Below are 14,792 nucleotides of genomic sequence, written 5' to 3' on the forward strand. Positions count from 1 at the left end.
CGAGTCGTCACGGCGAGCGGCCCGCTCTACGCCGGACGCGGAACCGATCAGCTCTGGTCCGAGCGCCGCCCCGCGAAGGCCCCGAGCCCGTCCCGGAGAGCGGCGATCTCACCGATGCCCATCCCGACGGCGGCCATCACCTGCCGCGGCACGTCCACGGCCCTCGCGCGCAGAGCCGCGCCGGCGTTGGTGAGCGTGATCTCCAGCCGACGCTCGTCCTCACTGCTGCGCTGGCGCGTCACCAGGCCGTCGGCCTCGAGTCTCTTGACGAGGGGCGACGCAGTCGCGGGCTCCAGCGCGAGGTCGGCCGCGAGGTCGTTCAGGGTCCGCGGCGACCGCTCCCACAGGGCGAGCATCACCAGGTACTGCGGGTGCGTCAACCCGAGCGGCTCGAGGATCGGCCGATAGATCGCGACGACGTTCCGCGCCGCCGTGACCACGGCGAAGCAGAGCTGGTTCTCGAGCCGGAGCAGATCATCGGTGTCAGTCACGATCCCGACTATACATCTGCACGAATCATTAGTACACTAATGAACATGTCACGCGACTCCAGCCGCCCTCCTCTTCGCACCCGCATCCGCGAGGCGGGGGGCCTTTACACCTGGGTGAACACCAACCTTGTGCGTCTCGCCGGTCCGGCCTCGGTCGGACCCTACGAGAAGACGCCCCCGCCCAGCGCCGCAGAGCGCGCGGAACGGGCCTGTCCGCTGTGCGGGGCGCCGATGACCGAGCACGAGATCGATCGCTCGGGCCCGAAGACGCTGGTGCACTGCCCGTAAGCTCGCTCGGCGTCAGGCGTCGTCATCGGTGAGCGCGGCACCGACCGACTCCCGGGCCATATCGATCCACGTCATGAGCGCGGCGTCGTCGGCGATCGCCGAGGCTGCGACATCGATCCAGCCGGACCCCATGGTGCGTGATCCCATCACGGCACGCGCGGCCCCGGGCAGCGTCACGGCGACAGCCCCGTTCTCCTCATCCACGCGGACGAGAAGCGTCCCGTCCTTCCGGGCGCCCACGAGGATGCGCCCCTCGTCGAGGAACGCCCTGGTCCCGAACATCCGGCGCTCCTCGATGGAAGGGTCGGCCCCGAACAGCGCGCGGACGCGGTCGGCGAGTTCCTCTCCTGCGGCGTCCATATCGTCTCCGTCTACGCGTGCCCGGCCCGCTCCATCGACCGGAGCTCCTTCTTCAGATCCTGCACTTCGTCGCGCAGACGCCCGGCGAGCTCGAACTTCAGCTCGCTGGCCGCCGCGAGCATCTGATCGGTGAGGTCCTGGATCGTCGCCTCCAGCTGCTGTGCGCCCTCGGCTGCGATCCCGGTGCGCCGCAGGTTCGGTGTCGGCGACTTGCCCTTGCCCGACGCGCGGCCCCGGCCGGACATCAGCTCCGCCGTGTCCTGCCCCTCGCGCGCCAGCACTTCGGTGATGTCGGCGATGCGCTTGCGCAGCGGCTGCGGATCGATGCCGTGCTCCTTGTTGTACGCGATCTGCTTCTCACGCCGGCGGTCGGTCTCCTCGATGGCCTTCGCCATGGAGTCCGTCATGTTGTCCGCGTACATGTGCACTTCACCGGAGACGTTTCGCGCGGCGCGGCCGATGGTCTGGATGAGCGACGTCCCGGAGCGGAGGAACCCCTCCTTGTCCGCGTCGAGGATCGCGACGAGCGACACCTCCGGGAGGTCGAGTCCCTCTCGCAGCAGGTTGATACCCACCAGGACGTCGTACACACCGGCGCGCAGTTCGCTGAGAAGCTCGACGCGACGCAGGGTGTCGACGTCGGAGTGCAGGTAACGCACCCGGACGCCGTGCTCGCCGAGGAAGTCGGTCAGCTCCTCCGCCATCTTCTTCGTGAGGGTCGTGACGAGGACGCGCTCGTCCCGCTCCACGCGAAGCCTGATCTCCTCGAGCAGATCGTCGATCTGTCCCTTCGACGGTTTGACGATGATCTCCGGGTCGACCAGTCCCGTCGGGCGGATGATCTGCTCCACCACACCGTCGGCGATGCCCATCTCGTACTTGCCCGGGGTCGCCGACAGGTAGACGGTCTGCCCCACGCGGTTCTTGAACTCGTCCCAGCGCAGTGGTCGGTTGTCCATCGCGCTCGGCAGGCGGAAGCCGTGGTCGACGAGCGTGCGCTTGCGGGAGGCGTCGCCTTCGTACATCGCGCCGATCTGCGGCACCGTCACGTGGGACTCGTCGATGACGAGCAGGAAGTCGTCCGGGAAGAAGTCGAGGAGCGTGTGCGGGGGCTCCCCCGGCATGCGCCCGTCCATGTGACGCGAGTAGTTCTCGATACCGGAGCAGAAACCGAGCTGCTGCAGCATCTCCAGGTCGAACGTCGTCCGCATCCGGAGGCGCTGCGCCTCGAGGAGCTTGCCCTGACGTTCGAACTCCTTCAGCCGCTCCTCCAGCTCGTGCTCGATCGTGCCGATGGAGCGCTGGATGACGTCGGTGCCCGCGACGTAGTGCGAGGCGGGGAAGATCGGCACGGCGTCGAGCTTCTCGATGACCTCGCCCGTGAGCGGGTGCAGCGAGTAGAGCGCCTCGATCTCGTCGCCGAAGAGCTCGATGCGGATGGCGTGCTCCTCGTACACCGGGATGATCTCGATCGTGTCGCCGCGGACACGGAAGTTGCCCCGCGAGAAGTCGACGTCGTTGCGGTTGTATTGCATCGCGATGAACTGCCGGATCAGGGCGTCGCGGTCGTACCGCTCACCCACCTGGAGCGCGACCATGGCGCGCAGGTACTCCTCCGGAGCACCCAGGCCGTAGATGCAGGAGACGGTCGATACCACGACCACATCCCGACGGCTCAGCAGGGAGTTCGTCGTCGAGTGGCGGAGACGCTCGACCTCCGCGTTGATCGAGGAGTCCTTCTCGATGAAGGTGTCCGTCTGCGGGACGTAGGCCTCGGGCTGGTAGTAGTCGTAGTACGAGACGAAGTACTCGACGGCGTTGTTCGGCATGAGCTCGCGGAACTCGTTGGCGAGCTGTGCGGCGAGGGTCTTGTTGTGCGCGAGCACGAGCGTGGGACGCTGCACCTGTTCGACGAGCCACGCCGTGGTCGCCGATTTGCCTGTTCCGGTCGCACCGAGCAGCACGATGTCCGTCTCTCCCGCATTGATGCGGGAAGCCAGCTCGGCGATGGCCTGCGGCTGGTCACCGGCGGGGGCGTACTCGCTGATGACCTCGAAGGGGCGGACACTGCGGGTGGGCTGCATACATCAAGCGTATGCCGCCCCTCCGACATCGGGGCCGCGTCCGTGCGCTCGGAGCCGGCCCCAGAGCGCGTCCGTCTGGGCCAGCGTGTCCGCGATCGATCCTGCGGTGTCGATGACGACGTCGGCGATCGCGAGCCGCCGCTCGTCCGGGACCTGGGCGGCGATCCGGCGGCGCGCCTCCTCCGGCGTCATCCCGCGCAGCCCGACGAGCCTCTCGAGACGGACCTCCTCGGGCGCGTGCGCGACGACGATCGCATCCCACGGGTCATCGACACGCGCCTCCACGAGAAGCGGCACGTCGTAGACGACGACAGCATCCGGATCGGCACGGAACGCGGCGTCGAAACGGCGCTGGGACTCGGCGCGCACGGCAGGGTGCACGATGGCGTTCAGCTGCGCGAGACGGCCCGGATCGGCGAACACGGTCGCCCCGAGAGCGGCCCGGTCGAGCGAACCGTCTCCGGCGATGACCTCGTCGCCGAACGTCCGCGCGATCGCGCCGAGCACCTCGGATCCCGGCGCCTGGACCTCGCGCACGATCCGATCAGCGTCGACGATCACCGCGCCGAGCTCGGCGAGCCGGTTCGCGATGGTGGACTTCCCCGACGCGATGCCTCCGGTGAGAGCGATGAGCGGCATCCGACCATCCTGCCACGCCTGTCCGAGGGCGGCGCCCGACGCTGCCGCGGAACAATCGGGAAAGCTTCGGTCCCTCTTGAGGAAGACTTGACGGTCCCCTGAGGTGCGCTGCGTAACGTCGAAGCCATGACGAACACGGATGCCCCCGCACGCCCTGACCGCACCGAGCGACGCTTCCGGCGCCGCCCGATCATGGCGTTCGCGCTGGCCGTGCTCGCTACCGGAGGAATCGGTGCCGCGCTCACGAGCGCCGCGTGGACCGACAACACCTTCTTCAGCGTTCCGGCCGCAGGAGCCACCTTCAACCTCCAGGGTTCCACCGACGGAACCACCTGGAAGGAGTCAGCCGCGAAGAACAGCATCGAGCTCGTCGTGCCCGCGGAGAAGCTGGCCAACCTGCTCCCCGGCGAGACCCGCACCATCAAGCTCTGGGTCAAGAACGCCAGTTCCGTCAACGCCGCACTCACCTCGACCGTCGAGTACGCCCCCGGTAACACGGCGACGGACTTCACGGTCAAGCCGACGGCGACGATCACCGGGCTCGCGGCGTCGCTGACCTCCTCCGGCTCCACGGCGACCGATGAGTTCGACCTCGTCGTCACCACCCCGGCCGACTGGCCGACGAGCAACCAGGGCAAGACCGGCACGATCCTGGTCACGGTCTCTGCCACCGCCACCAACTGACCCCCCAACCCCGCAGCAGAGACGAAGGACGAACCGTGGTGCAGCTCCTCCGCCGGCTCGCCCTGCCCGTGCTCTGGGCGCTGGCTGCCATGGGCGTGGGCTGCGGCGTCGTCTGGGGCGCCACGGCGATCGGGCTCATCCAGCCGCTCGTCGTGATCTCGGGCTCCATGGAACCCGAGATCATGACGGGCGACCTCCTCATCGCCACGAAGGTCCCCGCCGAATCCTTGGAGGTCGGTGACGTCGTCAGCCTGCCGAGCGCGCTGACCGACTCCCTGGTGACCCACCGCATCACCGCCATCGCGGACTCCGACGGCACGCGCACGGTCACCATGAAGGGCGACCACAACGAGTTCTCCGACGCGCTCGACTATCCGGTGACCGGCGACGTGTGGAAGCCGGCGGTACAGCTTCCCGGATGGGGAACCGCCATCATGCGGATGACCACGCCGGCGGTCGCCGTCCCGATGTTCCTCGGTCTCCTGGGGCTGCTCGGCCTCAGCATGATGAGCCCGGCCGAGCGACCGGCACGAAAGCCCCTGGCTACGTGACACCCGCACGAAGGTTCTCCCCGGTGGCCGGCCTCGTTGTCGCGATGGCTCTCGTCTTCCTGGCCGTCGCTCAGGGAATCGTCTCGACCACCAGCGCGGCGTGGACGGATCGGACCGTGGTCACGGCGACGATGACGTCCGCCTCGGCATGGTTGTCGCCGTTCGCGGGGAACACGTGCAAGGCCTACAGCAGCCCGTCGGCAGCTCCCACCAGCTGCACGATCACGGCGATCCGCTACGAGGAGATCAGCGACGCCTCCGGCCACTTCTACATCAGCACGAACGCCCCGGGCGGGTCGCACCACGTCGAGGTCGACGTGGATCTGAAGAGGGCGACGGGCCTTCCCCGGACATGGACTTCCTGGACCGAAGCGGGGGTGCTCCCGGGCAGCCACGTCACGCCCGACCGCGCATGGACGTGCTCCTCGTTGCCGCGGCTCACCGGCCGCAGCCTCGACTGGCACCTCACCGACCTCCAGGTTCCCGTGACGCTGCAGCGCGGCACGGCGAACACGATCTGCGCGTGAGCACCCCGGGGCCCCAGCGAGCGCCCCTCAGCGCGCGAGCAGCTGCCGCCGGGAGCTGATCACGCCGGTGTCGAAGCCGGCGAGATGCAGACCGCCGTGGAAACGGGCGTGCTCGATCTTGATGCAGCGGTCCATGACCACCGAGAGCCCGGCCGCCTCCGCGATCGCGGCCGCCTCCTCGTTCCAGGAGCCGAGCTGGAGCCACAGCGTCTTGGCCCCGCTGTCGACCGCCTCCTGCGCGACCCCTGGCAGGTCGTCATGACGACGGAAGACGTCGACGATGTCGGGCTGCACTGGCAGGGCACTCAACGACGGATACACCGGCTGCCCGAGGATCTCGGTCTCCCTCGGGTTCACGAGATAGACGTCGTAGGGCGTGCTGGAGAGCAGGTACGTCGCGACGAAGTAGGAGGCCCGCGCGGGGTTGCCCGACGCCCCGACGATGGCGATCGATCGCGCCCGCCGCAGCAGTCCGAACCGCTGCGGCTGCGTGGGGCCGGTCCAGGTGCGGCCCGGTTCGACGACCGCGGGGAGCGCGCAGCTGGCGGCATCCGTGGCCGGAGGAAGGGCGCAGGCGTCGCCGGCGGAGGTCGCGCTCATCGGTGGGCTCCCGTCGCGAGGGTGAGGGCCTGATCGAGGTCCCAGATGATGTCCTCCGCGTCCTCCAGGCCGACGGAGATGCGGATCAGGTCGGGGCGTACGCCGGCTGCGACGAGCTGCTCCTCGGTGAGCTGGCGGTGCGTGGTGGAGGCCGGGTGGATCACCAGGGTGCGGGCGTCGCCGATGTTGGCGAGGTGGGACGCGAGCTGCAGGTTCTCGATGAACGCCTCCCCCGCGGCGCGGCCGTCCTCGGCGGCGACCCCGAACGCGAACACGGATCCCGGTCCCAGCGGCAGGTACCGGGCGGCACGCTCATGATGCGGATGACCTTCGAGCCCTGCCCAGGTGACGTAGGACACGCGCGTGTCTGCAGCCAGCCACTCGGCGACGACCCGGGCGTTGGCGATGTGAGCGTCGATGCGCTGGGGCAGCGTCTCTACGCCCTGCAGGAGCGTGAAGGCCGATTGCGGGCTCAGGGCGGGTCCGATGTCGCGCAGCTGTTCGGAGCGCAGCTTGGTGAGGAATCCGTACTCGCCGAAGTTGCCCCACCAGGAGATGCCGCCGTAGGAGGCCACGGGTTCGGTCATCTGCGGGAACTTGCCGTTGCCCCAGTCGAACGTGCCCTTCTCGATGACCACACCGCCGAGGGTCGTGCCGTGCCCGCCGAGGAACTTCGTGACCGAGTGGATGACGATGTCCGCCCCGTGCTCCAGCGGGCGCGCGAGGTACGGCGTGGCCAGGGTGGCGTCGACGACGAGCGGCACCCCCGCCTCATGCGCGACGGCGGCGAGACCCGCGATGTCGGCGATCTCGCCCGACGGGTTCCCGATCATCTCGACGTAGACGACCTTGGTCTCCGGACGGATGGCCGCGGCGAAGTCAGCCGGGTCGGAGGAGCTGACGAACGTCGTCTCCACGCCGAACCGTCGCAGGGTGACGTCGAGCTGCGTCACCGTGCCGCCGTAGAGCTGCGCGGCGGCGACGACATGATCGCCCGCGCCCACGAGCGCGGCGAACGTGATGAACTCGGCGCTCATCCCGGAGGCGGTCGCCACCGCCCCGATACCGCCTTCCAGCGAGGCCAGCCGCTCCTCCAGGGCGGCGACGGTGGGGTTGCCGATGCGCGAGTAGATGTTGCCGTACTTCTGCAGCGCGAAGAGATTCCCGGCGTCGGCCGCATCGTCGAAGACGAACGACGTCGTCTGGTAGATCGGCACCGCCCGCGCTCCGGTGGCGGCGTCCGGTGTGCCGCCGGCGTGCAGAGCGCGGGTGCGGAACCCGAAGCGGTGGTCCTCGGTCATGATGTCCTCGATTCTGCGGCGAGAGCGCCGGCGATGTCGTCGACGGCCCAGGGGTTCTGCAGTGACGTCGTGTCGCCGAGGGCCTGCGGAGTGCGTCCCGCGCGCCGATCCTGTTCGGCATCCCAGAGCTGCGCGAGCAGGCGACGCATGATCTTCCCCGAGCGTGTCTTGGGCAGGTCCGGCACCACGATGACGTGCTTCGGCTTCGCGACCGGACCGATCGCGCGGGCGACCTCAGCGCGAAGCGCGTGCGCGTCGATCTCCGCCCGGCCGGACGGGGTGACGAACGCCACGACCGCCTGCCCGGTGACGGGGTCCGCCACACCGGCGGACCCGGCTTCGCCGACCGTCTCGTGCGCCACGAGCGCCGACTCGATCTCGATCGTCGAGAGGCGATGTCCGGACACGTTCACGACATCGTCGAGCCGGCCCAGGATCCAGATGAATCCGTCGGCGTCCCGGGTCGCCCCGTCTCCGGCGACGTAATAGCCGCCGTGCGCGCCCACGCCTGCGTACGCGGCCCAGTACGCGTCGCGGTAGCGCTCCGGATTGCCCCAGACGGTCCGCGCCATCCCCGGCCACGGACGCCGGACGACCAGCGTCCCGGACCGGCCCGGCGCCACCTCGTCACCGTTCTCGTCGACCGCCGCGACGTCGATGCCCGGAAGCGGGACCGACGCGGAGCCGGGCTTCAGGGGTGTGATGCCGGGCAAGGGTGCGATCATCGCGGCCCCGGTCTCCGACTGCCACCACGTGTCGATGACGGGGAGCTCATCCCGCCCGAAGTTCCGGCGGAACCACACCCAGGCCTCCGGATTGATCGCCTCGCCCACCGTGCCGAGCAGTCGCAGGGTCGACAGGTCGTGGCCGCTCGGCAGCTCGTCGCCGAACCAGGTCATGAACATCCGGATGAGGGTCGGGGCCGTGTAATAGACCGTGACGCCGTAGCGCTCGATGATCTCCAGGTGCCGCTCGCGGTGCGGAGTGTCCGGCGTGCCCTCGTAGATGACCTGGGTGAGCCCGTTCGACAGCGGCCCGTAGATCTCGTAGGTGTGGGCGGTGACCCAGGCGAGATCGGCCGTGCACCAATGGACGTCGTCGGGTTTGGCGTCGAAGTGCGCCCAGTGCGCCCAGCTCGCGTGCGTCAGATAGCCGCCGGAGGTGTGCACGAGGCCCTTGGGCTTCCCCGTCGTGCCGGAGGTGTAGATGATGAAGAGCGGGTGCTCGGCGTCGAAGGCCTTCGCCTGATGCGCGGTGGGGGCCGTGTCGACGACGTCGTGCCACCACACGTCCCGGCCTTCGGTCCACGGGACGCTCTGTCCGGTGCGACGGAGCACGAGGACGTGTTCGAGCTCCGGCAGTCCGCCAGCGGCGGCATCGGCGGCGGTTTTGACCTCGGTCGCCGTCCCCCGCCGGAACTGGCCGTCGCTGGTGACGAGCAGCTTCGCCCCGGTGTCCTCGAGCCGGAAACGCACGGCCTCTGCGGAGAACCCCCCGAAGACGAGGGAGTGGACGGCTCCGATCCGCGCGCAGGCGAGCGTGATGACCACCGTCTCCACGAGCACGGGGAGGTAGATCACCACACGGTCGCCGGGTCGGATCCCGAGGCCTTCCAGCGCGTGCGCCGCCTGGGCCACCCGGCGCTGGAGGTCGGCGTAGGTCACCGAGACCCGGTCACCGGGCTCCCCTTCGAAGTGCAGCGCCACCTTGTCTCCGCGCCCGGCGTCGACATGACGGTCCACGCAGTTCACCGCGACGTTCAGCCGGCCGCCGAGGAACCATCGCGCTGCCGGGACCGCACCGTCGACGGGCGGGTCCCACTCGTGCACGGCCGTCCACGGCTCGGTCCAGTCCAGTCGGCGCGCCGCGTCCTCCCAGAAGGCCAGAGGATCAGCGGCCGCGCGCTCGTAGGCGTCCGCGGTCACGTTGGCGTCGAGGAACGCGGGCGACGGAGGATAGATCCGTTCCTCCCGCAGCCGAGCCTCGGTCGTCGTCACGTCCATCGCCGCAGCAGGTACTTATCCAACAGCGCGAGCACGCCGTTGGTGATCGTGCCGAGCAGCGCGAGCAGCACGATGGAGAGCAGGATGCGGTCGACGCGACCCGTGCTCTGCGAGTCCGTCAGCAGGAAGCCGAGCCCCATGGACGACGCGATCAGTTCGGCAGCAACCAGGAACAGCCACGCCTGGGCGAGCGCGAGGCGGAGGCCGGAGACGACGGACGGCACGACAGCCGGGAGCTGGACCGTGCGGAACAGCGACCATCCGTGCAGGCTGAACGAGCGTCCCGCCTCGACGAGCTGCGGATCCACATGTCGGAGCGCCGAGGCGACCGTCGTGTAGACCGGGAAGAACGCGCCGATCGCGATGAGGGTCACCTTGGACTCCTCGCCGATCTGCATCCACAGGATCAGCAGCGGCACCCAGGCGAGCGACGGCACCGCGCGAACCGCGGCGAGCGTCGGGCTGAGCAGCACGTCACCCCAGCGCGACAGCCCGACGATGCCGGCCGCGGCGAGGCCGACGACGGAGCCGATCGCGAACCCGAGAAGCACCCGCTGGACCGAGATGGCGATGTGGGTCCAGAGCTGACCGGACTCGGCGAGTTCCACCCCGGCCTGGAAGACCGACGCCGGCGCCGGGAGTCGGTACGGCTCGATGAGACCGGCCGTCGTGACCACCTGCCAGGCGATGAGGATCACGGCCGGGAGCAGGAAGCCCCCGAGGACCCGCACGACGGGCGGCAGACCACGCCGTGCTCCCCCCGTCCCCCGCCGGGGAGCACCCTTCGCGAACTCGAGTGTGTCCCGCGATTCCGCCGGGACGACCACCCGATCCTCGAAACCGGTCACTCGCCTGCGCCCGCCTTCGTCGCGAAGGTGTCGTTGATGATGCTGGACAGCGCCTTGTCGACGGATTCCTGCCCGCCCTGGACGTCGCCGGACTCGACGAGCACCGGGGCGATCTTCTCGAGCACGGCGAGCTGATCGTCACCGGGGACGCCGTTCACGTCGAGGTTCGACCGCTCCTGGATGACCGTGGTCGCGACCTCGAGGTCGATGCCGGCGACCTCGGCCAGCAGGGCGGCCGTCTCTTCCGGGTTCTCGAGCGCCCACGCACGCGCCTCCTCGTAGGCGTCGACGACGGCCTGAGCGAGGTCGGGGTGGTTGTCGATGAAGTCCTCGGTCGCGTTGAGGAAGCCGTAGGTGTTGAAGTCGACGTTGCGGTAGATGAGCTTGTCGCCCGACTCCTGCTCCGCGGCGGCCATGATGGGGTCGAGCCCCGCCCACGCGTCGACGGAACCGCCGTCGAGCGCCGCGCGCCCGTCGGCGTGCTGGAGGTTCTGCACCTCGACGTCGGCCAGCGACAGCCCGCCCTCCTCCAGGGCCTGGAGGAGGAAGAAGTAGGGGTCGGTGCCCTTGGTGGCCGCGACGGAGGCGCCCTTGAGGTCCTCGACCGAGGTGATGTCGCTGTCGGGACCGACGACGATGGCCGACCACTCGGGCTGGGAGAAGATGTCGATCACCTGGATGGGCGAACCGTTCGCGCGGGCGAGCAGCGCAGCCGAGCCCGCCGTCGATCCCACGTCGACCGAACCCGAGCGGAGGAGCTCGTTGGCCTTGTTCGACCCGGCGGACTGCACCCATTCGACGGTGACGTCGTCACCGAGGATGTCCTCCAGGATGCCCTGGTCGCGGATCACCAGGCTGAGGGGGTTGTAGGTCGCGAAGTCGATGGACAGCGTGTCCGCCGACCACTCGCCGTTCCCGGCGGGGGTGGACTCGGCCTCGGCGGACGCGTTCTCGCCGGCGACGCAGCCGGTGGCGACGAGCATCATCGTCCCGGCGACGGCGATCGCAGGGATGATACGGCGGGTGATGGTGCTCATCGGGTCTCCTCGGGGGTGTGGTGGTGCGTGTCGACGCCGAGCCCTTCGAGGAGCTCGGCGCGCAGGTCGGCGAGGCCGCGGTCGGCGCGGTCTCGGGGGCGGATGCCGGGGACGCGGATCGTCCGCGCGACGGACGACGCCGTGTCATCCGCGTCGCCGACGGTACGCAGCAGCAGCACGCGGTCGGCGAGATAGAGGGCCTCCTCCACGTCGTGGGTCACGAGCAGCACCGTGGTGGGCTCGGCCGCGTGGATCTTCAGGAGCAGGTCGTGCATGCGAAGGCGCGTGAGGGCGTCGAGCGCACCGAAAGGCTCGTCGAGCAGCAGGACTCCGGGGTTCCTGGCAAGAGCCCGGGCGAGGGACGCGCGCTGCGCCATGCCTCCGGACACTTCACGGGGGCGCTGGTCGGCGGCGTGCTCGAGACCGACAAGCTGCAGCAGCTCGCGGACCCGAGTGCGTCCGACGCCGCGGGAGACGCCGCGGGGAAGACCGAGCTCGACGTTCTGCGCGAGGGTACGCCACGGGAGCAGCCGCGGCTCCTGGAACGCGATCGCCGTGCGCTCGTCGACATCGGCGACACCGGAGCCGTCCAGGCGGATCGTCCCCCGGGTGGGGGTGTCCAGCCCGCCGATGAGGCGCAGCAGTGTCGACTTCCCACACCCGGACGGACCGACGACGGCGACGATCTCCCCGGCGGCGATGTCCAGGTCGAGATCGCGGAGCACCTCGCGTCGCCCCTGCGCGAGCGGGAACGACCGCGCGATGCCGCCGAGGCGCACAGGCTGTGCGGAGCCCGTTGTCTTCGGGGCCTCAGCGGTGCGCGACGCAGGGGGCAGGAGGGCGGTCATGTCCCCATGCTGTCGGAGGCTCCGGAATGTTACGAATGCGGCCGTAATGTTGCGTCACGCAGCTGTTCCGCTGGTTTCCGGGCATACGAAAAGGGCCGCCACGCCCGCCGTGAGGCGGGGTGACGACCCTTTTCGGAGTGTTGCTTAGGAGTTGCCGCCCGAGAGCTTCTCGCGCAGAGCCGCGAGAGCCTCGTCATCGGCGAGCGTGCCGGCGCCGGCCGACTCGCTCGAGAAGGACTGGCCGCCGAAGTCGTCGCCGGCCGCAGCCTCGGCCTCGGCCGCCTTCGCGACCTGAGCCTTGTGCGCCTCCCAGCGAGCCTGGGCCGCAGCGTACTCCTGCTCCCATGCCTCGCGCTGGGCGTCGAAGCCTTCCTTCCACGCACCGGTCTCGGCGTCGAAGCCCTCCGGGTACTTGTACTCGCCGTTCTCGTCGTACTCGGCGAGCATGCCGTACAGGGCCGGGTCGAACTCGGTGCCGTTGGGGTCGACCGACTCGTTGGCCTGCTTCAGCGACAGCGAGATGCGACGACGCTCGAGGTCGATGTCGATGACCTTGACGAAGACCTCTTCGCCGACCGACACGACCTGCTCGGCCAGCTCGACGTGCTTGCTGGAGAGCTCGGAGATGTGGACGAGGCCCTCGATGCCGTCGGCGACGCGGACGAACGCACCGAACGGGACGAGCTTGGTGACCTTACCCGGCGTGACCTGACCGATCGCGTGGGTGCGGGCGAAGACCTGCCACGGGTCCTCCTGCGTCGCCTTCAGCGACAGGGAGACGCGCTCGCGGTCGAGGTCGACCTCGAGGATCTCGACGGTGACCTCCTGGCCCACCTCGACGACCTCGGAGGCGTGCTCGATGTGCTTCCAGGACAGCTCGGAGACGTGCACGAGGCCGTCCACGCCACCCAGGTCCACGAACGCACCGAAGTTGACGATCGAGGAGACGACACCCTTGCGGACCTGACCCTTGTGCAGGTTGTTCAGGAACGTGGTGCGCGACTCCGACTGCGTCTGCTCGAGCAGCGCGCGGCGGCTCAGGACGACGTTGTTGCGGTTCTTGTCGAGCTCGAGGATCTTCGCCTCGATCTCCTGGCCGAGGTACGGCGTGAGGTCGCGGACGCGACGGAGCTCGATGAGCGAGGCCGGGAGGAAGCCACGGAGGCCGATGTCGACGATGAGTCCACCCTTGACGACCTCGATGACCGTACCGGTGACGACGCCGTCGTTCTCCTTGATCTTCTCGACGTCTCCCCAGGCGCGCTCGTACTGCGCACGCTTCTTGGAGAGGATCAGGCGGCCTTCCTTGTCCTCCTTCTGGAGAACCAGGGCCTCGACCTCGTCGCCGACCTTGACGACCTCGTTGGGGTCGACGTCGTGCTTGATCGAGAGCTCGCGCGAGGGGATGACACCCTCGGTCTTGTAGCCGACATCGAGCAGGACCTCATCGCGGTCGATCTTCACGATCGTGCCTTCGATGATGTCGCCGTCGTTGAAGAACTTCAGGGTCTTCTCGACCGCGGCCAGGAAGTCCTCAGCAGATCCGATGTCGTTGATGGCGACCTGCTTGGTGGCCGGGGCGGTCGTTGCGGTAGTCATGTAGTGGGTTGTCCTTGTGAATGGATACTCGGGCTGCGGAGCATGGCCGCGCACGGCCGGGATGTGCTTCGCAGCAGGTGGATTGTGGTGTGTTCGTCACCTGGGCATGCGTGTACACGCCACGAGTGACAGTTCAGGCTACCAGAAGTTGTCGCCCGATGAAGGGGCGGATCTCCCGCAGCCGCTCTGTGGATAACGCCCGCGGCGACCTGCGCATTCCGCATACGGTGGCTCGGTGATGTCGCCCACTCCTCTCCGTTTCCTGGCCGTGCTGGCATTCGGCGTCTCGCTGCTCTCCGGATGCACCCCCGCTCCGGAGTCCACGCCGACCCCCTCCCCCGCGTTCACCTCCGAAGAAGAAGCCTTCGCCGCCGCCGAGGCCACCTTCTCCGAGTACATTGACGCGCTCAATCGCGTCGATACCCGTGATCCAGAGACCTTCGAGCGATTATTCGAGCTTTCCAGCGGGACCGTAGAATCAGCAGACCGAAAGAACTTCTCGCGAATGCACGCAGAGGGTCAGGTCCTGGCAGGAGAGACGCGCATCACCTTCTTCGAGGGGAAAGCGAGTGAGTCTCCGTTTGAACGCATCCGGGCGTCAGCTTGCCTCGATGTATCGAACGTCCGGATCACGAATCAGGACGGCAGTTCAGGGGTCTCCCCCGATCGCCCCGGCGTTTACGCCCTAGCGCTAATACTGTTGGCAGATCCGAATGGAGCTCTCACGGTCGACTCCGCCGACCCAATTGAGGACGTTCCGTGCCCGGGCTTGTAGTCGCATTCTTGCTTTTGCTGCCGTTCGCTTCTGGGGCCGACTCGCCTGGCTTCTCCGATTTTCTTGCCGGCACAGACGGTTCGACCGTGAACGTCTCCGCGTCAACGCACCCTTACATCCCGTCGCCGCGACCGGACCGCCAGCCCCTGTCCGCACC

16 protein-coding genes are annotated in these 14,792 nt (G+C 68.8%); 5 read left to right on the forward strand and 11 right to left on the reverse strand.

Annotated elements, in window-relative coordinates; all coding sequences use genetic code 11:
* Window positions 1-47: 47 nt before the first annotated feature.
* Entirely contained in the window at window positions 48-491 is a 444-nt protein-coding gene (locus BLU02_RS03675) for a MarR family winged helix-turn-helix transcriptional regulator (RefSeq protein ID WP_060921195.1), read from the reverse strand.
* A 39-nt stretch (window positions 492-530) separates the two neighbouring features.
* Between BLU02_RS03675 and BLU02_RS17730 the strand changes: the two genes are divergently transcribed.
* Window positions 531-779 (forward strand): hypothetical protein, encoded by a 249-nt coding sequence (locus BLU02_RS17730; RefSeq protein WP_060921196.1) that lies wholly within the window; start codon window positions 531-533, stop codon window positions 777-779.
* A gap of 12 nt (window positions 780-791) precedes the next feature.
* On the opposite strand, the gene BLU02_RS03685 is transcribed toward BLU02_RS17730, so the two are convergent.
* The 3 genes from BLU02_RS03685 to coaE are packed head-to-tail and all read right to left on the reverse strand — an operon-like array spanning window position 792 to window position 3,862.
* The gene (locus tag BLU02_RS03685) at window positions 792-1,139 is read right to left on the reverse strand and encodes a TfoX/Sxy family protein (RefSeq protein WP_060921197.1); all 348 of its coding nucleotides are present in this window, start codon (window positions 1,137-1,139) and stop codon (window positions 792-794) included.
* An 11-nt stretch (window positions 1,140-1,150) separates the two neighbouring features.
* Entirely contained in the window at window positions 1,151-3,223 is a 2,073-nt protein-coding gene (uvrB, locus tag BLU02_RS03690) for an excinuclease ABC subunit UvrB (RefSeq protein ID WP_060921198.1), read from the reverse strand.
* Window positions 3,224-3,226: 3 nt separating this feature from the next.
* Window positions 3,227-3,862: a dephospho-CoA kinase gene (gene coaE / locus BLU02_RS03695; protein WP_060921199.1), complete on the reverse strand. Its 636-nt coding sequence runs from the start codon at window positions 3,860-3,862 to the stop codon at window positions 3,227-3,229.
* A 126-nt stretch (window positions 3,863-3,988) separates the two neighbouring features.
* Here coaE and BLU02_RS03700 point away from each other — a divergent pair, with 126 nt between their 5' ends.
* From BLU02_RS03700 to BLU02_RS03710, 3 genes are read left to right on the forward strand one after another with little or no spacing between them, the layout of a single operon-like run.
* Complete coding sequence (locus BLU02_RS03700) at window positions 3,989-4,546, forward strand: hypothetical protein (RefSeq protein WP_060921200.1); 558 nt, start codon at window positions 3,989-3,991, stop codon at window positions 4,544-4,546.
* A 35-nt stretch (window positions 4,547-4,581) separates the two neighbouring features.
* Window positions 4,582-5,097, forward strand: a complete 516-nt coding sequence (locus BLU02_RS03705) for a signal peptidase I (RefSeq protein ID WP_105950021.1) — start codon at window positions 4,582-4,584, stop codon at window positions 5,095-5,097.
* Between the two features lie 23 nt (window positions 5,098-5,120).
* Window positions 5,121-5,624, forward strand: a complete 504-nt coding sequence (locus tag BLU02_RS03710) for a hypothetical protein (protein ID WP_060921201.1) — start codon at window positions 5,121-5,123, stop codon at window positions 5,622-5,624.
* A 27-nt stretch (window positions 5,625-5,651) separates the two neighbouring features.
* Here the strand turns inward: BLU02_RS03710 and BLU02_RS03715 are convergent, their stop codons facing one another.
* From BLU02_RS03715 to rpsA, 7 genes are all read right to left on the reverse strand, one after another.
* Entirely contained in the window at window positions 5,652-6,224 is a 573-nt protein-coding gene (locus BLU02_RS03715) for a CoA-binding protein (RefSeq protein WP_060921202.1), read from the reverse strand.
* On the reverse strand, window positions 6,221-7,525 hold the full coding sequence (locus BLU02_RS03720; protein WP_060921203.1) for an O-acetylhomoserine aminocarboxypropyltransferase/cysteine synthase family protein: 1,305 nt from the start codon (window positions 7,523-7,525) through the stop codon (window positions 6,221-6,223). Before BLU02_RS03720 ends, BLU02_RS03715 begins: the two co-directional genes overlap by 4 nt.
* Entirely contained in the window at window positions 7,522-9,528 is a 2,007-nt protein-coding gene (gene acs / locus BLU02_RS03725) for an acetate--CoA ligase (protein WP_060921204.1), read from the reverse strand. The genes BLU02_RS03720 and acs overlap by 4 nt, the downstream gene beginning before the upstream one ends.
* Window positions 9,519-10,376 (reverse strand): ABC transporter permease, encoded by an 858-nt coding sequence (locus BLU02_RS03730; RefSeq protein WP_060921205.1) that lies wholly within the window; start codon window positions 10,374-10,376, stop codon window positions 9,519-9,521. The genes acs and BLU02_RS03730 overlap by 10 nt, the downstream gene beginning before the upstream one ends.
* Entirely contained in the window at window positions 10,373-11,413 is a 1,041-nt protein-coding gene (locus tag BLU02_RS03735; RefSeq protein WP_060921206.1) for an aliphatic sulfonate ABC transporter substrate-binding protein, read from the reverse strand. Before BLU02_RS03735 ends, BLU02_RS03730 begins: the two co-directional genes overlap by 4 nt.
* A complete protein-coding gene (locus BLU02_RS03740; RefSeq protein ID WP_060921207.1) occupies window positions 11,410-12,261 on the reverse strand; it encodes an ABC transporter ATP-binding protein in 852 nt (283 codons plus the stop codon). The genes BLU02_RS03735 and BLU02_RS03740 overlap by 4 nt, the downstream gene beginning before the upstream one ends.
* A gap of 144 nt (window positions 12,262-12,405) precedes the next feature.
* Complete coding sequence (rpsA, locus tag BLU02_RS03745; RefSeq protein WP_060921208.1) at window positions 12,406-13,860, reverse strand: 30S ribosomal protein S1; 1,455 nt, start codon at window positions 13,858-13,860, stop codon at window positions 12,406-12,408.
* 235 nt (window positions 13,861-14,095) lie between these two features.
* On the opposite strand from rpsA, the gene BLU02_RS17400 reads away from it, so the two are divergent.
* Window positions 14,096-14,635: a hypothetical protein gene (locus BLU02_RS17400; RefSeq protein WP_157546994.1), complete on the forward strand. Its 540-nt coding sequence runs from the start codon at window positions 14,096-14,098 to the stop codon at window positions 14,633-14,635.
* The last annotated feature ends 157 nt before the right edge of the window (window positions 14,636-14,792 follow it).

It is taken from the genome of Microbacterium paraoxydans, from assembly GCF_900105335.1.
Taxonomy (GTDB): Bacteria; Actinomycetota; Actinomycetes; order Actinomycetales; family Microbacteriaceae; genus Microbacterium; species Microbacterium paraoxydans.

Coding starts and splice junctions, on each gene's coding strand:
- BLU02_RS03685 (WP_060921197.1), bottom strand. CDS start 1,139: ATGGACGCCGCAGGAGAGGAACTCGCCGACCGCGTCCGCGCGCTGTTC.
- BLU02_RS03735 (WP_060921206.1), bottom strand. CDS start 11,413: ATGAGCACCATCACCCGCCGTATCATCCCTGCGATCGCCGTCGCCGGG.
- BLU02_RS17730 (WP_060921196.1), top strand. CDS start 531: ATGAACATGTCACGCGACTCCAGCCGCCCTCCTCTTCGCACCCGCATC.
- rpsA (WP_060921208.1), bottom strand. CDS start 13,860: ATGACTACCGCAACGACCGCCCCGGCCACCAAGCAGGTCGCCATCAAC.
- BLU02_RS03715 (WP_060921202.1), bottom strand. CDS start 6,224: ATGAGCGCGACCTCCGCCGGCGACGCCTGCGCCCTTCCTCCGGCCACG.
- acs (WP_060921204.1), bottom strand. CDS start 9,528: ATGGACGTGACGACGACCGAGGCTCGGCTGCGGGAGGAACGGATCTAT.
- BLU02_RS03740 (WP_060921207.1), bottom strand. CDS start 12,261: ATGACCGCCCTCCTGCCCCCTGCGTCGCGCACCGCTGAGGCCCCGAAG.
- uvrB (WP_060921198.1), bottom strand. CDS start 3,223: ATGCAGCCCACCCGCAGTGTCCGCCCCTTCGAGGTCATCAGCGAGTAC.
- BLU02_RS03720 (WP_060921203.1), bottom strand. CDS start 7,525: ATGACCGAGGACCACCGCTTCGGGTTCCGCACCCGCGCTCTGCACGCC.
- coaE (WP_060921199.1), bottom strand. CDS start 3,862: ATGCCGCTCATCGCTCTCACCGGAGGCATCGCGTCGGGGAAGTCCACC.
- BLU02_RS03700 (WP_060921200.1), top strand. CDS start 3,989: ATGACGAACACGGATGCCCCCGCACGCCCTGACCGCACCGAGCGACGC.